This is a genomic window from Lacibacter luteus, from assembly GCF_004118265.1.
Taxonomy (GTDB): Bacteria; Bacteroidota; Bacteroidia; order Chitinophagales; family Chitinophagaceae; genus Lacibacter; species Lacibacter luteus.
The window spans coordinates 146,202-164,165 of record NZ_SDHW01000003.1 but is presented as its reverse complement, the minus strand read 5'-3'; the positions used below and the strand labels follow the sequence as shown (position 1 = coordinate 164,165).

Sequence of the window (17,964 nt, the reverse complement as noted above, 5' to 3'; positions counted from 1 at the left end):
AATGCTTTTTAGCGGCACGCTGTGTAATGAAGTAATGTACAATACCCACCAACAGCATCAGCAAGAGAGCCCAAGCGCCAAAACCTGTAAATGAAAGAGGCATTGTTTTTTGTTTGTATAAAGTTACGAAGAGATGCCCGCTGCCGCACACCAATCTTCAACTTTAACAGTTACCGGCCTTTATTTCTGTAACACATATTCCGTTGACGTGAGTTCCCATTGATTATCAAAAAAACCTGCCAGCTTGATGGCTTTATCATCACCCTTCAACATATCGTTGTTAAAGATCATAAAGTCCGGAAACCCACTACCGCCAGCAAAATACTGGTTGGCATAGGCTGCTTTCATACCTGTTACACCTGACGCTGCAACTATTCCAACGAGCAATTTCGAATCTTTCTGCGGCCAGATGAAATAAGCAGCCAGATCATTCCCATTCCATTTTGCATCGCCGGCTTTCACTTCATTATTGCTTACCTGTATCGGGCAATCGTTCAATAAAATTTTCCAGGCTGAGTTTGTATTTGCATTGCCATAAAGAATAACATTTCTTCCTTTATATTTTTCTGCTGTGTATTCTTTATCGGTAATAATATCAACGGCACCATTGCCACGGTAATACCAGGTTTCGGCATCGTACACAGCCTTGTTCATCACCACTTCTTTTTCTTCCCTGCTGCCGCCTGTCGCCACTACAAATAACATGTGATGATTGAATGCTTCTTTGAAAGTTCCATAACGCTGTGGATTTTTTTCATGAGCACCAGGCTTTGCAGCAACAGACCATTTTCCATTTTCTTTCAACACGAACACCGTGTCGTTGGTTGAAATGGTTTTGTACGAAACAGCTTGAGTACTGTCTAATACAATTTTCACATCTGCCTCTGCACCAAAATCATTCAAAGCCAATTGAAGTAACAATACATTTTCTGTTGAACCTGTAATTGTCTTTGATGTGCGATTTCTTTTTAACTGAATGCGACTATACTGCAACGGATGTTGTTGTTGATAGACTGTTGCCCATCGATAGCTTGATGAAATGCCCGGACTTGATGTAGTAAAGTCAATTGTATTTACTGCAGTATCATGAGCGATGCTGTGCCATTTAAAGAAACTGAAGATATGTGGCCAATCCACACTCTGATCGCCAAACCAATGTTCACCACCGGGATATTCATAATAATTATAATCGCTGTGAAAATCGGCGAGCACTTTGCGCATCTGCCTTGCATACGTTACAGGAACTACTCTATCTGAATCGCCATGCAGAATATAAACACCAAGCGGTTTGTAATTGAACGCAAGTTTTGGCACATCACTTTGATTACCGGAACGCAATAATATTTTTTCCGATAAAGAACGACTGCTATCCGGTATGCGGCCATCAGCAGAACCATAATCTTTTAATGAAGCATAACCTGCTGCGGGAGCAATGGCTGCCCATTTATCAGCATACGTTGCACCAAGAAACCAGGTACCATGCCCTCCCATTGAATGTCCGGTTAAATAAATATGTGCAGGATCGGGTTGAAATGTTTGCTTAGCAATAGCCAGCACTTCCAATGCATCAAGTCTGCCCCAATCTTCCCAGTTAAAACCACGTGGCCGACGATTGGTAGCAGCTACCAATGTTCCCCAATCTTTTGGTTTGTATGCACGAGCTTGTCCTATTGCTTCAACGCCTGCACCATGCACTGAAAGAAACAAAGCTGCATTATTTTTCCATCCGCCGAGTTGTGGTGTAACAGCAAAGTATTGTAAACTGCCATCGATAGCACTGATGAATGTGTTGCTGTAGTGACTGCCGTTATCAACTGCTTCAATGGTCATGATCTTTTCATCAACAACTTTTCCATTTTGCAACAAAGAAACTTTGCAATCATATTTTCCTTTTGCAGTAATGCCTGATGCATCAAATTCAAATATTACTTTTCTTGTACCAACTGCAGGAATGGAAGCAATTTCAACTGTTGTTTCTTTTCCATTGATTGAAGTTTTCAGTTGCAGGTTTTTTAAATCTGTTGATGATGTATTGGCAACAACCAATGCGCCTTTCAGTTTATTGTTCTGTTGATTAACTACAACAATCGGCAATGTAAGATCGTTGGTTAAAATTTGTACTGGCTTTACATTTAAAATGAGTAGCGGTAACACATTTGCAGCACGTACATAAAATTCGTTCAATCCATTTTTGAGCATTACAGGAACATACATATAACCCGAGCTGTAAGGATCACCCATGTGCGGTGCACCATTTATATATACGGCACTATTACCTGCAATATTCAACAATGCCGGTTGCGCTTTGCTGCTGTTGTAAGTGAGATATAAATAATCACTTCCTCTATCGGCAGAACCCGGATTTAAAAAAGGATTAGTCGTACGTTGAAAATTTCTGCCAAATACACGAAAGCGTCCGGTGCTGTCAGCAGTTATTTCACGCCACAAAATCTTATCGCCTTTTTCATTTGTTGCGAACTCTGCGTTTGCTGCTGGTTTTACTAATGTGCCATTATACATTTTCCATGCTAGCAGATCAGTATAAATTGCTTCACGACCATAGCGACTGCCACTTGCAACAGCAAGGCCTTGTGTAAAATGAATAGTGTCCTGGGCAAAAACTTCATTGAAAAAAAGAAAGAATACAACAGCCGCAAAGATTCGTGTCATGCTATCCGGTTAATATGATAAAAATTCTGTGGTTCGTTTCCGTAATGAAACAATGGATAAGAAATCTTGTTTCATGTAACAGAAACTGCTGCAACATTAAAACTAAAAAGTATTACCGCTGACAACCGAACTATAAAAAGAGGATTTTTATAAAAGTTCCGGCGAACATCAGATCAACACCTGCTCCAATTGTTCAAATGCTTCGGCAGGCTGCACATCTTCCCACAAAATTTTATATACAGCTGTGGCAATCGGCATATCGGCGCCAAGTTCTTTATTGATGAGGTAGAAACATTTGCTTGCATTATAACCTTCTGCCACCATGTTCATTTCAAGTTGGGCTGCCTTTACACTAAATCCTTTACCGATCATATTGCCAAACGTACGGTTGCGGCTGTATAACGAATAACAGGTTACCAGCAGATCGCCCATGTATACACTTGCTGCATAGTTAGCCGATTTTCGTAACGATGTTTTTAATAACTGTACGCCGGGTATGGGTTCTTTATGCACACCCACTTCAATATTACGGATACCTACTTTGCGTAAAAAACCTGCCATTTCATCGGCTGCATTGGCGATCAATACACTTAAAAAATTATCCCCGTATTCAAGCCCGTGCGCAATACCACTGCCTAATGCATAAATATTTTTAAGAATGGCTGCAAACTGCACACCGTACACATCATCGTTTGTAACAGTGTTGATGTAATGATTGCGGAACTGATCGGCAATCCTTTGTGTAGTTGTTTGATTTAAACCGGTAAAGGTGAGGTACGATAATTTTTCCGATGCCACTTCTTCTGCATGGCAGGGCCCCATGATGGTGTAATAATCATTGGCATCAAAATCAAACTCTGCTTTCAGGTAATCGTTCAGCAACATGTTGCGTTTTGGAAGAATACCTTTAATTGCCGAAACGATTTTCTTTCCTTTAAAAATATCTTTTGGCAAAGCTTCCAACACATCCTCAATATAGGCTGATGGAACTGTAAGAATAATAAACTCTGTTTCACGGATGGTTTCTTCCATGTTTGTACTCAGCTGCAGCAACGATACATTAAATGTTGCCGAACGCAGGTAACTCGGGTTATGCCCGTACTTCTGCAAATGATCGATGATGTGCCGGTTACGTACACACCAAAGCAACTCAACACCGTTGCCGTTAAGAATTTTTGCAAGTGCGGTAGCAAAACTGCCACTGCCAATAACCGAAATCGCTTTTGTATTATTCCCTTCCTTTTTCAAGCAAATAGTTTCTCTTGTTTAACAGAACGGACATTTAAATGCCGCAAGTATATCCATAAAAATAAACATCAGTGTTGTAATAAATGCACTTATTATTTTTCCGGATATTTCAGAGCAACTAAAATAAAGAATCCCGCCTCTCGGCGGGATTTTTCGTGTTGCTTTTTTACGATTTATTTTTCTTCGTATACTTTGTCTTTTGGAACAACGGTCACTTTCATTCCGTCCTTCAGTGTTTTGCTGATGGTATTGTATGGTGCACTGATCACTTCGTCGCCTTCTTTTACACCACTCAACACCTCGATATATTCATTATCCTGGATATGAGTTTTAATTGCAACTTTCTTTACCGTGCCATCTTTCTGCATAATAAATACTACTTCTTCCATCTCATCAGTTAACACTGCATTGGCTGCAGCAGCAGTTTCCTGACCCTGCGCTTTCTTTTTATCTTCTTCTGCTTTGGCTTTTGTTTTTGATACCTGCTCATTCTTATCTCTTGTTGTAACAGCAAGAATAGGTACTGCAATTACATTGGCCTGTTTGGTCGTCATAATATCTGCACTTGCACTCATGCCCGGACGGAAAGGAAGATTTTTTCCTTTTGCAGGATCGATGAGATCGGCATATGATGCCGGATCGATACGGATATACACTTTATAATTTGTAACATCGGTTGATGTTGCTGCGGCCTGTGTTTGTGCAGAAGTGCTGCTGCTGGAAATTTGTGTTACAACGCCTTTAAATTTACGATCGTTGTATGCGTCTACTTCCACAATTGCACTGTCGCCGATCTTTACTTTCGGAATATCGTTTTCACCCACATCTACACGCACTTCAATTTTACTCATATCGGCAACACGCATAATTTCTGTACCGAGACTGAAGCTGTTGCCTGCAACACGCTCACCTTTTTTAACTGCAAGCAATGATACAATACCATCCATTGGCGAAACAACAGTTGTACGGGATAGATTTTTATTAGCTGCTGTTAAGCTGGCCTGTGCACTTTGCACACTTGCCTTACCACTGCGGATGGTTTGCCTTGCTGCATCCAGATCGGCCTTTGCTGTGAGGTAACTGCTTTCTGCAGTTTCAAACTCTGCTCTTGAAATTACTTTATCATCAAAGAGTTTTTTCTGACGATCGTATGCAAGTTTCGCCTGGTTCAATCTTGCTTCAAATGCACGGAGCGAAGCTTCTGTATTACCAACCTGTGCCTCCTGCTGATTTACAACCGATGCAGCACGGTCTCTGTCTGATGTTAATACATCAGCAAACACTTTTGCCAGCAGCTGACCTTTACGAACACTGTCGCCCTCTTCCACATACATCTCCACAACTTCACCACTTACATCGGAGCTTACCTTACGTTCATCTTCAGGATAAACTTTACCACTTGCACTTACGGTTTCTATAATTGTTCTGCGTTCAACTTTTTCTGTTGCAACTTTTACCGCTTCTTTCTTGCCGATTATTTCTTTCTTTTTAAGAACAATCAATACAATCGCCAGTACTAAGAGGATGCCAAGAATCCACCATATTTTCTTACTCATATATTTCTGTTATTCCGGTTGTAAATGATGATAATTATAATTTCAAGCCCTGCCCTTTGTAAAACTCCAGCACTTTCATACGAAATACATAATCGAACTGATCGGCTAAGTTTTGAATACGTGCACGGAACAGGTTATTCTGGTTTGTAATTAATTCAATTGTCTGCAACAATCCGGCTTCGTAACGTTTCTGTGCAAGCACACTTGCACGTTCCGATACTTCCAGCGTTTTCTTACTTGCGTTGTAACGTTGCAGTGCATTTACCGCCGCATTATATGCCTGGTAAATATCGTTCTTCAACTGCATGTCCGCCTGTTCTTTTACCAGTTTCGCATTTACAAGATCGAGCTTGCTGCGGTTGTAATTGGTACGTACAGAAGCACCATTGAAAATAGGAACCGAAATCTGGATACCTATATTCTGACTGAAGTTTTCGTTCAGCTGATTACCCCAGCCTGTCCACATCTGGCCTAAATTCTTTTTTGATTGTATCACATCATACCCATAAAATTCAACCGGGTAATTTGTTCCGTTAACATTTACCCGAGGTCCTAGTGGTTGTGTCCCGTATGTACCTGGCAGGATGATGGTATTAACGTTTGAGCTACCAAATCTTGTTGACAATCCCCCAAATGCAGAAATCGACGGGTATAGTTGACCACGAACTGATTTGATATTTGCTTCAATTCCTTTTATACGCAGATCGTTTACTTTTTGTTTGGGTTGTGTTTGCAATGCAAGATTGTACACAACATCGGGCTGCAGATCGCCAATGGATTCAACAGGAATCAGAGAAACAGGAGGCTCCGAAATATCGAAGGGTTGTGCAGCATCAAGATTAAGTGTTGCTTTTAACGTAAGTAAAGTTTGCTGTGCAGTTGTACTTGCATTAATATAGGTAGCACTATCTGCTGCATATTGCGATTCCAGTTCCAACGCATTTAATTCAGGCAAAGAACCCGCATCCACCCTTTTTCTTGTATCAACCAACCGGGCTCTCGTTTGCTGCATCTGCACCTGCGCTATACGGGCCTGTTCTTTTGCAAGTAATGCCTGCAGGAATGTTGTTGCCACGCTCAATGCAATATCATTCTTTGCACTTTCCACACTTGCTTTCGATGCTTCAAGATTGTATTTGGCACTAAGGATACCATTCTTTACACTATTCCAGTTATACAAAAGCACATTGGCGTTTAGACCATAATTCTGAAACAGCAAAGTTGTTGTTTCGAACAAGTTGGTTGTTGGGTTTACCGCACGGCCAAAGTTGGTACCGGTTGATGTACTGAAATTAGCATTGGGATACCTGCTCAGCTTGTTTTGCTCGTACGTAAGATTGGAGATGCGTGCCTGTACATCGGCCTGGCGAACAGAAATATTATTAGCAATTGCATAATCCACACAACGCACCAAGTCCCACTTCTCCTGGGCGAGGAGCCGGGTACCGGTTAACAGAAAGATGGATGATAAGATTGTAAGCAGCGTTTTTTTCATATATCAAATTAATGACAATATAATGACCTTGGGCCACGAATTTATTGATTTTTGATTAGCGGGGAGACGCTGTTATAAAGTTTTCGTCTTCTGTAACTATTTCAAACCGGCTTTTTCAAAAGCCTGATCCAAATCAGCTATTATGTACGACGCCTCTTCTAAACCAACATAGATCCGCATCATCTGGTGTTCGGGGTTGGCTGCATCAAACTCAGCATCCTGCAATCCTGCACATTTGGGCAAGAGCAAACTCTCGTGCCCGCCCCAGCTCACCGCCATCTGTATATGTTGCAGACTTTCGCAGAATGTTACAATCTGCTGCCTGCTTTCGGCCTGTACAAAAAATGAAAACAAACCCGGAGCTTCTTTCATCTGCCGCTTTGCTAACGCATATTGCGGAAAGCTTTCATCAAACGGATAAAGAATGCGTTTTACAGCAGGATGTATTTTTACAAAAGCCAACACTTCTTTGATTGTGCGGTTAATACGTTCAAGCCTTGTGGGCAAGGTTCGCAAACCACGAATGAGCAACCATGCATTGAAGGGTTGAATACCGCTGCCGATGTTGAGGTACTCGCTGTCGAATATTTTTTTGATGATTGTTTTGCTGCCGCTGAGTACACCACCCAGTGTATCACTATGCCCGCCGATATACTTGGTAGCTGTTTGCATAGCCAGATCAATACCCATTGCAATCGGCTGCTGGTATAACGGTGTACAGTAACTGTTATCGATAAGTGTGGTGATGTTGTGCTGTTTTGCGTAAGCTGCAATTGTTGCAATATCCTGCAAAGCAAAATCCCAGCTGTTCGGACTTTCTAAATAATAGAATGTGGTATTGGGTTTAGTTGCATTGAAATAATTGTTTGCATCACGCCCGTCTACATAAGTGGTTGTTACAGCAAAGCGTGGAAGAATAATATCGAACATACGTTGCACCCAGCTGTAAGGTTTGCTTACACTTACAATATGATCGCCTGCTTTTACATTGGCCAATACCGCAGCAAAGATGGCTGCTGCACCATTGTTGAATACCAAACAATCTTCGGCTCCATCCAATGCCGCTAATTTTTTGCGCAGAATATCTGCAGTGGGGTTTAATCCACGACTGTAGATATAGGTGCTCATTTCATCGGCAAAGGCAGCACGCAATTCATCTACCTTATTAAAACGGAAATTGCTGGTTTGCATAATAGGCGGAGCAATGGCATTGAAATAATGCTCACGGTCTTCGCCCAGTTCGTTGAGGATATATGATAAGTCCATTCTGAAAACGGGAATAAAATTGTAAATTAGGGTAATCAAATGTATGATATGCTCAGTATTGAAGAAATATTAAAACTTCCAAAAGCAAAGCAAGTGGAAATTATGGAAGCCATTCAGGATAATCTTGATGATGATTTTGCAGAAGACCGCACACTCAGTAAAGAGCAACTTGAGTTTATTCAGCAACGTATGCAACAGATCAATAACAGCCCCGCACAAACTTTAACTTTAAATGAGTTAAAAGAAAAACTGGCTAACCGTTGGAATACACTTTAACTATTCATGCACTTGCTGCAGAAGATATTCTTGAAATTGCACGATGGTACGACCTGCAGTTGGCAGGGCTTGGTAACAGGTTTGCATTGCAACTTGAAATTGCCTTAACTGCCATTCAAAAGAACCCTACAGCACATAACAAAGCAACTGATGAAACCAGGAAAGCATTTCTGAAGAAATTTCCTTACATCATTTTCTTTCAACTGAAAGAAAACAGTATTCTTATCTGCGCTGTTATTCATAATCGACGTAAGCCGTCCGTTATGAAAAGTCGTTACAGAAAAATCCGGAAACAAGGTTAATATTGTCTGTTCATCCACAGGATGACTGTACAATATTTATTTTTTTGATGAACAGTCACCCGTTGGGTGAACAGTCATCAAAGATTTACTGTTTTCTTTTTCCGATGCAGGATGAAATAGATCAATACAAACCCTGCCAACACCGCCACGCCTGTCAAGGCAGCCGACGGATCATCAATCGCAATGCTCGTTCCTACAAACACATAAGCAGCCATAAAGATGAGCGGCATTATCGGAAACAGTTTCATTTTATAAATACCAGTACCATCGAGGTGCTTTGTTTTTTTTCTGAACCAGAAAATAGTTGCACTGCTTAAGATCATACCAAAACAATCGAGGAAGATGGTAAAGGATAATATCTTTTCAAACTCCTGTGCAAAAAACAGGATCACAATACAGATAGCAGCAAACACAGTGAGTGAAAACGTGAGCACATTGGTTTTCTCATTTTGTTTGGCAAATATTTTCGGCAGACTTCCATCATCACCCATTGCATACATCACCCGTGGGTTACTCATAAGCAAACCATTTACATACGCCAGCACACCTAAAAACAAAAAGGCAGAAAAAACAGTAGCGCCGGTTGTACCAAATATCTTATCAATCACCACATACGCAATTTCCCGTTCGCCTTTCATCTGGTTAAAGCCAACAAGATTGTAATAGCTCATGTTCACGAGCAAATACAAACCAATGATGATGGCAATACCCATGAAAATACCACGTGGAATATTTTTAGTTGGGTTTTGTACTTCGTTACCAAAGTTGATGGTTTGCTGATAACCACCGTATGTGAACGAAACAGCGATCAGACTCACACCTAAACTTTTTATCCAATCGATAGTACTGAAACTTGTTGTTGCAGTTGCTGTTGTTTCCTGCACTGCATATTGATCAGGGAAGAAGAGTGCAGCAATGAGCACCAGTATCATTCCGATCTTGATGATCATTAAAATATTCTGCGCCATTGAACTCAGCTTCAAACCCCGCAGATTGATGAGGTAAAAAATGAGAATGGCCACACAACTCAGCAATGCTTTATGTGTATCGTTCCAATCGCCGGGAAAAAGTTTTAATAAATAACCACTGCCGATCAATGCCACACCACTTAAGCTGGCAGCATTGCTCACCAGTATCAAACAATTAATGGCAAAGGCAATGCTGGGATGATAAGCTTGCGCAAACACTTTGTAATAACCACCGGTTACAGGAAACCGGCTGCCGATCTCTGCGTACGTTAGCGCACCACACAACGCCACCAAACCACCAATAAGCCATGCACTGAAATAAACAGTTGGATCGAGTGCATCTTTTGCACTGGTTGCTGCCGTACGGAAAATACCCATGCCTATCACCAGTCCCACCACAATCATGGTAAAAGAAAACAGGTTGAGTTTGTTGTTGGTTGTCTTCATGCTTTTTGTTCGGCTTTGAAGATAACGAAGGATAGTTGATTTAGGATGTTTGATTTGTGATTTGTTGCAGGTTTCCGGTTGCAGGTTTCTGGTTTTTGGTTTCTTGTTTTTTGTTGCCGACGAGGTTCATAACTCTTACTTCATATTTCGTACTTATCTTTATCGCATGAAGAACCAATTACTAGCCCTGCTTGCTGCAACTTCATCTGCAGTTTCTTCTTTTGCCCAAACCCAACCCGATTCAACCAAAGAATTAGGCGAAGTAGTGATTACAGCGTTTGAACAGAACCGTAAGTTGATGGATGTTCCGGCAGCTATCAGTTATATCGGTAATAAGCAACTCAACCGTTTTACACCCGCTTCTATTGTTCCGGCGATGAACACAGCGCCTGGTGTGCGTATGGAAGAACGTAGTCCTGGCAGTTATCGGTTGAATATCCGTGGCAGTTCGTTGCGTTCGCCGTTTGGTGTGCGTAATGTAAAAGTGTATCTCAACGATATTCCGTTTACAGAACCCGGCGGCTCAACGTATTTGAACCTGCTCGGCTTTTATAATATTCATTCTATTGAAGTGTTGAAAGGACCATCGGGCAGTTTATATGGTGCAGGCAGTGGTGGTGCAGTGTTATTGAAAACAAATACAGCCAATCAACCGGCAGGTGTTGGTGTTGATTATACATTCGGCAGTTTTGGTTTGCACAATGCAAATGTGTATGCACGCATTGGCGAAGGCAATGCACAACAAACCATCAGCTTTAGCAAACTGTACAGCGATGGTTACCGTGAATGGACAAGGCTTGATCGCAGCGTGTTTTCATGGGACAGTCGTTTTGCCATTGATGAAAAGCAGAGCATCCGCACCTATTTAATGTATGCTGATCTTTCGTACCAAACTCCCGGCGGTTTAACTGCTGCTGAATTTGCTGCTAATCCCAAACAGGCTCGTCCACGTGTGGGTGCAACACCATCAAGTCCGCAGGCCAATGCAAGTGTGAACCAGAATAGTTTTTTAGCAGGTGTGAGTTATGATTACAACATTGCATCCAACTTTAAAAACACGACATCGGTTTATGGTGCGTTCTCTCAGTTTGCAAATCCAACCGTACGTAACTACGAACGCCGCAGCGAACCACATACCGGTGGAAGAACAAGCTTTGCGTACACGCCAACAATTGGTATTGGTGAATTGAAATTTGTTGCCGGTGCAGAGTTGCAACGTGGCTGGTACAACATTCGTGTATATAAAAATGTAAATGGCAAAAGTGATAGCCTGCAAACAGAAGATGAAGTGAACCCGTTTTTGTGGAGTGTGCTTGCACAGGCCGATTGGAAATTACCCAACGACTGGATCATTACTGCCGGCGCCAGCAGTAACCAGAACAGAATCGAAATTACACGACTCAATAAATTTCCATTAAGTCCGCAACGCAGAACGTATGCGAATGAACTGGCACCACGTTTTTCTTTGTTGAAAAAATTCCGCAACAGTTTGTCGGTTTATGCATCGGTGGCGAAAGGTTTTTCTGCACCTACCTCTGCGGAAGTGTTACCAAGCACAGGTGTTATCTCAACTGACTTAAATGCAGAAGAGGGCTGGAACTATGAAGCAGGTGTACGTTACAGCTATCAACAAAAACTGTTTGTGGATGTGAATGCTTTTTACTTCAAACTTAACAACACCATTGTGCAGCGCAGAGATGCAGGTGGTGCCGATTATTTTGTAAATGCCGGCAACACCAAACAACAGGGCATTGAAGCCAATGCACGTTATATTGTATTGGATGATGCAAAGCAGTTTGTATCGAACCTTTCTGCATGGGCGAGTTATACACTGAATGATTTTACGTACACATCCTTCAAGCAGTTAACAACAGATTTCAGTGGCAAACATTTACCCAGTGTGCCCGATAATATTTTTGCAGCAGGTGTTGATGTTGTTTTGAAACCTGGTATTTATGCCAACCTTACCTATACCTACAACAGCAAAACACCGTTGAATGATGCCAATACATTCTACGGCAACGATTTTCATTTACTGTCTGCACGTGTTGGTTTTAAACAAGTGTATGCAAAAGGTTACCGTTTCGATTTTTTTGTTAGCGGCGACAACCTGTTTAACGAAGTGTACAGTTTGGGTAATGATATTAATGCTGCAGCCAATCGTTTTTACAATGTAGCACCAGGAAGGAATTATGCTGTTGGTGTGGCGATGTTTTTGGGCTGTAAGAAGTAATAGAGTCCATTTGATCTGAATAAAAAACCTGTTTAAAACTTCGACTATGGTAAAAACCGTTTTCTTAAAAAACTATAGACCCTACTTTTTTCTATTATTGTTTACTGCCTGTGTGCTAACCTTGATAAGTTACTCACTTGTTGCGGCAGATCTGTATGTCCATCTGCCATTAGAAGATGCACGGCTTTATAAAAATATTTTCTTCATCATCATTGTAGCAGCATCTTTTGTTTACGGGTACTATTTAAAAAAGCAACGTGAAAAATTACAGGCGATTGAGGATTATGATTTAAAAATTGCAACTCATATTATCTTGTATCGAAAACGGATTTTATGGGGCTTTCTTAATTGTTTGCTTGCATGCATTCTGTTTGTAATAATCGGCTACAAAACTTTCTTCTATTTTGCCCTGATTGATGTTGTCATGATGTTGATGCAGTTCCCAAATAAAGCTGTCTTTAATAAGGAGCTAAACGATGATGAAATTGAGTATTTATAATACCAATCAGATTTCTCCTTTGTCGAAAAGACAACTCTGCTGATCGTAGTGTTTACCTCAAAACTCAACTACCGCAATCAACGCATCGTTACTCAGTGCTTCCATTTCAATTGTATCAACCTCTCTTTAGCGCAAGCGTCTCGCTTGTGCTTGCGCAATCATTAAAACTAATAGTTGAAAAATGTCTGACGCCTGCGACGTTCTGACAAATAAAAAGCCGGAACAAAATTGTTCCGGCCTGCATTTTTAAAACTCAGGGTTACGATTTACTTACTTTCCGAACGGTAGTGGTGGCACCACCATTCAAAGTAAGATCAACGGGCTTGTTGGTTTTCCATGCACCCCTCGTAAAATCGGGAATGTCAACTGTTCTTGATTTGTTATCTACCGATCTTCCGCTTAACGGAATAACCGCACTCCACGCAGCTGCATCGTACACATCCTGGTCGAGTGGTAAACCGTTACGCAAACAATCGATCAAGCGCCAATCCATAATAAAATCCATGCCTCCATGACCGCCTACTTCCTTCGCTATTTCGCCGATATGCTTTACAATCGGTGGCGTATATTTTTTGTATAATTCGTCGAGTTCTTCTTTTTTGATCCAGCTGTGTCCAAATGCAATTTTCTCAGGACCGGGATATTTCTGTGCAATACCTTTTGTACCGCTGAGTGTATGCAAACGGGAATAAGGACGTACAGTAGATACATCGTGCTGCAGCATGATCGTCTTTCCTTTGTTGGTGCGGATGATGCTGGTGTTCATATTACCACGATATGGTTTATCAACATATTCATTAAAGAAGCTGTCTTTCGCCGACATTTCTTTTGCAATTGCATTCAATGTAAAATCGTTGCTGCTCATACTTACCAGGTGATCCAGTTTATCGCCACGGTTAATATCCATACACTGAGCAATAGGACCAAGACCATGCGTAGGATAAAGGTTACCGTGTAACGCATAGTTTTGTTTCAAACGCCACATATCGGTGTAAGCATTTTTATTGAACAGGTAGCTTCTGCTTAAATCATGAATGTATGCGCCTTCGCCATGAACAATATCGCCAAACAAACCATTGCGTGCCATGTTGAGTGTAAGCAACTCAAAGAAATCGTAACAACAGTTTTCCAGCATCATCATGTGCTTGCGGGTGTTTTCCGATGTTTCTACCAGCTCCCACAAACCATCCACACTTAACGCTGCATTTACTTCACTTGCTGCATGCTTTCCGTTTTTCATTGCAAGCAACGAAATGGGTGCATGCAAATGCCAGGGTGTTGCATTATAAACAAGATCAACATCATTGCTTTCGCACAATGCTTTCCATCCTTCTTCGCCGCTGTATTCTTTTGCTTTGGGAAGTCCTTTTTTCTCTAATGTTTTTTGTGCTTTTGCTACACGGTCGGCAGATTTATCGCAGAGTGCTGTTATTTCTACACCTTCAATATAACTAAGACGGTCTACCGCACCGCTTCCACGCATACCCACACCAATAATACCAACCCGTACAACAGGAAGTTTGGGGGCAGCATAGCCACACATATTAAAACGTTGTTTACCCGATTCGGAACGATTGGAACGTTCGATCTCATCATCTGTAGTTGCAAGATTACCTGCAAATGCAGGCAAACCTGTAGCAAGCATACCACCACCAATAGAAATGCTGCGTAAAAATTTCCGACGATCTGTTGCCATAATCAGCTGTTGTTTTTTGTAGCTGCAAGTTCTCATTTAGATTAATGAGAAACGCTAAAAAAACAAAATGGCGCAAACGGTTGAACAGCGGTTTCTGCTAAGAAACGGACAGACCGGAGCTGTTTTGGGGAGTAGTTATGTTGAGTTGTTACACATCTCTGCAATCGCTTAATTGCAGGTGTACAGTTAAAAATGCCTGACACCTGCGACGTCCAGACAGGGTTACCAGATATCGCCCTGGTATACTTCCACTTCTTCTTTCCAGGTAGCGTACGAATTTTTTGTTTCGTACAAACGCAGTTCCACCAGCTTCATATCATCGGGCAGTTCGTCCTGGATGGCCCATTTAATAAAGAGTAATAAATTTTCGGCTGTAGGTTCTGCATCCCACGCCACAAGATTTTCCTGGTCCATCACTTCGGGATGTTGTGCAATATAATTATGCGAAAGCACCAGTTTATGATCGAAGAGATCAACCACTGCTTTTTGTACAATCTGTTTCAGGTCTTTAAAGTCGAGGAGAAAACCGGGAGCAGGCAAGAACATGTTTTCGTTTACCAGCGAACCAACAGTTACATGCAGCTCGTACGAATGGCCGTGAATGTTTCTGCACATACCGTTGTAACCATCAATGGCGTGTGCTGTTTCAAAATCGAAGATTTTTGTGAGTAATAACATAGTTGCCGTTTTTAAAACGGAACAAAATTATTTGCGGCTGCTTTCTTTCCTGAATTTAGGGGACTGATGTTGGTCAGGTTTTGGCTAGAGAGTGATCATTTGAAAACAGTTACGAGTTATGGGTTACGGTAGACCCACCCCTTTCTATTTTGCTGTAAGCTTAAGACTCCGCTGCCCCTCCCAAGAGGGGATGAACATGCTGATTGTGTTAGAGGAAATCTATGTTCCTGCAAAATGGCAGCTCAACCAAAAACAATAAACTATAAACTATAACCCTCAGAACTCAACTACGGCAATCAATGCATCATTACTCAATGCTTCCATTTCCAATACATCAATGTTCTCCAATGCCAATCCATCTCTCGCATGCAGCAACCGGCCTTCCACTTCAAAAGCACCTGTCAATACAAATACAAAAACACGGTTGCTTTCTTTCGATACAGTGTATGCTGTTTCACCTCGTCCTTCAAATTTTCCTACATGCAGCTGAACAGGTAATTCATAACGGCCGGTGAGGGCACGCACCAGGCCGTTGGGTCTTTCATTAACATCGTATGTATAAATAAACCCCGAAGGCAACTGGTATTCTTCTTTTGTTTTAAACGCCATCACAGCAATATTTACCAACGCATCTTCAAAAATATTTGTGAGTGTAAACGATGTTGCTGCAGTTTTTTCCAGCATTAGTGTTTGTCCTGCTATCACTAACTTTTCTTTGTTCGTTCCGTTTTTATATTCTACCGCTCCCACTACCGGCAGCACAACAACAAACGAATTGGCTTCCACTTCAACCGAAACCGAACATGCACCATCAATTGTATAATCGTTGAGTAAATACAGTTGACCAAATGCTGTTCTGTTTTCATTTTGCTCATCACCATAATTAAACACAGAAGAGTTGCGAAACATTGCTGTTTCGTTTACAGCATGCGCATCGCTTAAAAATATTTTTGCTGTTGACTGTACAATCATACGGTTACTGTTTTGTATGAATAAATATCAAGTGCCGGTTGCAGTTGTAATAAATGCGTTAATGCGCCATCTGTTGTTTGCGGCTCAGTTGCATTCGAAATCAAAATACTGTCGCCGATTGTTTCGTGCCACAGAACAGGATCGCTGAAGAAGGTGAGCTGTATATTGTGTTTGCTTTTATCGTTAAAATCGCTGTCAATAATTTCAAACTTAAAATCATTAAAAGGCAGCAACGGTACACCCCGTTTGCTTTGTACATCGGGTATAATACCGTTTAACTGCCTGAGATATCCAACCACGGATGAACTTACCAGAAAATGTAACTTTTCTGCTGACGGCACCTGCTGTACGAGCTGCCTGAATGTTGTATGCTGTTGCTGGTTATAAAACTGTGCCTGCATCATTAACTCCTGCCAGCTGCTGTTAAACACAAGCTGATCCCACAGCGCTGTATTACTGCTGTTGATCTGTTTTGTATAACTGATGCGAATTAATTTCTGCTGCATAATAGTAAAAGAAAATAAGACGCCGGTTTTGCTGCCGTGCTCCGCCGACGCCTTGCGTACACATGAAAAGAGAACAAGTATGAGAAAAAGGATACGATTTATTTTTCCGTTATTTCGTTCTATTTACTTTCTTGATCAATCCGTGTTGTTAAACCCAGATTGCTTCGTTCCTCGCAATGACGGTAACCGTTGTGCTGCCGTCTTCGTTACGAATTTTTCAATCGAAGCGTCATTGCGAGCCTTGCTGTTTGGCGAAGCAATCTCAATTAAATTTTGACTCTTAGAAAAGATTGCTTCGTACCTCAGACGCTTCGGCCGGAGTTGTAAACTCGCAATGACGATCATGATTTAACCCGCCACATAAATATTATTCGTTAACACATAACCTGCCGATACACTTCCGGTAATTGAAGCAAGCTGTTTGCCTGCTGTATCATCACTGAAAATATTATCGTTGGCATTGTAGGTATAACCGGTCATGCCTTTTGTATAACCGTATGTTGTTGCAGCATTCACCGTTGCTACTGCACTTCCGCTTCCTTCGGGGAAAGCGATCTGTGTAATTAATAACGATGTGCCATTTGCCTTATACACATGCACATGAATATGCGTTGCACGGCCAGAGTACCAACCTGGGAAAATCGATGTAAACTGTACCAATCCGTTTGCATCGGTTGTTTGTCTTCCACGTAAAAAGTGAACTGCCGTATAGTTTACCGATTGCATGCTTGTGCCGCCGTACTCCGAATAATAACCATCTTTATCGCAATGCCAGATATCAACAATAGCGCCCTGCAATGCGGCACAACTTGCGTTTGTGTTAAGAATATTTATTTTAACCGTAAGTGCAACACCCGTTCTGTCGTCACGGATATCGGTACGCACCAACGACGATGGCGTGATGGTTGGAAAAGGGCCTGCTGTTTCTGTGGGCGAAACGGTGCAGGTGCCGCTGCCCGAGCCTGAACCTGAAGAAGAGCTGCTGCCTGTTGTGCTTGTTTTTTTGCAGGCGGCTAAAATAACAGGGGCCGATGCAGCACCGATGAACATATTTTTTAAAAAGTGTTTGCGTTCCATAATAATGCGTTTTTTGGTGATTGAAAATCGTTGTTCACTTTTTCTGATGTAAAACTATTTCTGTGGTTTAATGCT

General features: G+C 41.6%; 15 protein-coding genes. 4 read left to right on the top strand and 11 right to left on the bottom strand.

Annotated features, from left to right (window positions below):
- Nucleotides 1–180 precede the first annotated feature (180 nt).
- From ESA94_RS11795 to ESA94_RS11775, 5 genes are all read right to left on the bottom strand, one after another.
- Nucleotides 181–2,670 (bottom strand): prolyl oligopeptidase family serine peptidase, encoded by a 2,490-nt coding sequence (locus tag ESA94_RS11795; RefSeq protein WP_129131111.1) that lies wholly within the window; start codon nucleotides 2,668–2,670, stop codon nucleotides 181–183.
- A 168-nt stretch (nucleotides 2,671–2,838) separates the two neighbouring features.
- The gene (locus ESA94_RS11790) at nucleotides 2,839–3,918 is read right to left on the bottom strand and encodes an NAD(P)H-dependent glycerol-3-phosphate dehydrogenase (protein ID WP_129131110.1); all 1,080 of its coding nucleotides are present in this window, start codon (nucleotides 3,916–3,918) and stop codon (nucleotides 2,839–2,841) included.
- A gap of 173 nt (nucleotides 3,919–4,091) precedes the next feature.
- Nucleotides 4,092–5,474: an efflux RND transporter periplasmic adaptor subunit gene (locus ESA94_RS11785; RefSeq protein ID WP_129131109.1), complete on the bottom strand. Its 1,383-nt coding sequence runs from the start codon at nucleotides 5,472–5,474 to the stop codon at nucleotides 4,092–4,094.
- 34 nt (nucleotides 5,475–5,508) lie between these two features.
- Nucleotides 5,509–6,969, bottom strand: coding sequence for a TolC family protein (locus ESA94_RS11780; protein WP_129131108.1), 1,461 nt, complete (start codon nucleotides 6,967–6,969; stop codon nucleotides 5,509–5,511).
- Nucleotides 6,970–7,065: 96 nt separating this feature from the next.
- Nucleotides 7,066–8,235, bottom strand: a complete 1,170-nt coding sequence (locus ESA94_RS11775) for a trans-sulfuration enzyme family protein (RefSeq protein ID WP_129131107.1) — start codon at nucleotides 8,233–8,235, stop codon at nucleotides 7,066–7,068.
- Nucleotides 8,236–8,283: 48 nt separating this feature from the next.
- Here ESA94_RS11775 and ESA94_RS11770 point away from each other — a divergent pair, with 48 nt between their 5' ends.
- Nucleotides 8,284–8,511 carry an addiction module protein gene (locus tag ESA94_RS11770; protein ID WP_164972722.1) on the top strand — a complete coding sequence of 76 codons (228 nt, stop codon included), beginning with the start codon at nucleotides 8,284–8,286 and terminating at the stop codon, nucleotides 8,509–8,511.
- Nucleotides 8,496–8,813, top strand: coding sequence for a type II toxin-antitoxin system RelE/ParE family toxin (locus ESA94_RS11765; RefSeq protein WP_129131105.1), 318 nt, complete (start codon nucleotides 8,496–8,498; stop codon nucleotides 8,811–8,813). Before ESA94_RS11770 ends, ESA94_RS11765 begins: the two co-directional genes overlap by 16 nt.
- A gap of 77 nt (nucleotides 8,814–8,890) precedes the next feature.
- Here ESA94_RS11765 and ESA94_RS11760 read toward each other — a convergent pair whose 3' ends face one another.
- On the bottom strand, nucleotides 8,891–10,228 hold the full coding sequence (locus ESA94_RS11760) for an APC family permease (RefSeq protein WP_129131104.1): 1,338 nt from the start codon (nucleotides 10,226–10,228) through the stop codon (nucleotides 8,891–8,893).
- Nucleotides 10,229–10,394: 166 nt separating this feature from the next.
- Between ESA94_RS11760 and ESA94_RS11755 the strand changes: the two genes are divergently transcribed.
- Together ESA94_RS11755 and ESA94_RS11750 are read left to right on the top strand one after the other, a co-directional pair.
- The gene (locus ESA94_RS11755; protein ID WP_129131103.1) at nucleotides 10,395–12,461 is read left to right on the top strand and encodes a TonB-dependent receptor family protein; all 2,067 of its coding nucleotides are present in this window, start codon (nucleotides 10,395–10,397) and stop codon (nucleotides 12,459–12,461) included.
- A gap of 46 nt (nucleotides 12,462–12,507) precedes the next feature.
- The gene (locus tag ESA94_RS11750; RefSeq protein WP_129131102.1) at nucleotides 12,508–12,960 is read left to right on the top strand and encodes a hypothetical protein; all 453 of its coding nucleotides are present in this window, start codon (nucleotides 12,508–12,510) and stop codon (nucleotides 12,958–12,960) included.
- A 259-nt stretch (nucleotides 12,961–13,219) separates the two neighbouring features.
- Here the strand turns inward: ESA94_RS11750 and ESA94_RS11745 are convergent, their stop codons facing one another.
- The 5 genes from ESA94_RS11745 to ESA94_RS11725 form a co-directional block, all read right to left on the bottom strand.
- Nucleotides 13,220–14,656, bottom strand: a complete 1,437-nt coding sequence (locus tag ESA94_RS11745) for a Gfo/Idh/MocA family protein (RefSeq protein ID WP_129131101.1) — start codon at nucleotides 14,654–14,656, stop codon at nucleotides 13,220–13,222.
- A 222-nt stretch (nucleotides 14,657–14,878) separates the two neighbouring features.
- Entirely contained in the window at nucleotides 14,879–15,334 is a 456-nt protein-coding gene (locus ESA94_RS11740; RefSeq protein ID WP_129131100.1) for a 6-pyruvoyl trahydropterin synthase family protein, read from the bottom strand.
- A gap of 276 nt (nucleotides 15,335–15,610) precedes the next feature.
- On the bottom strand, nucleotides 15,611–16,306 hold the full coding sequence (locus tag ESA94_RS11735) for a pirin family protein (protein WP_129131099.1): 696 nt from the start codon (nucleotides 16,304–16,306) through the stop codon (nucleotides 15,611–15,613).
- A complete protein-coding gene (locus tag ESA94_RS11730; RefSeq protein WP_129131098.1) occupies nucleotides 16,303–16,812 on the bottom strand; it encodes a hypothetical protein in 510 nt (169 codons plus the stop codon). Before ESA94_RS11730 ends, ESA94_RS11735 begins: the two co-directional genes overlap by 4 nt.
- A 348-nt stretch (nucleotides 16,813–17,160) precedes the next feature.
- The gene (locus tag ESA94_RS11725; RefSeq protein ID WP_129131097.1) at nucleotides 17,161–17,889 is read right to left on the bottom strand and encodes a dioxygenase family protein; all 729 of its coding nucleotides are present in this window, start codon (nucleotides 17,887–17,889) and stop codon (nucleotides 17,161–17,163) included.
- Between the last annotated feature and the right edge of the window lie 75 nt (nucleotides 17,890–17,964).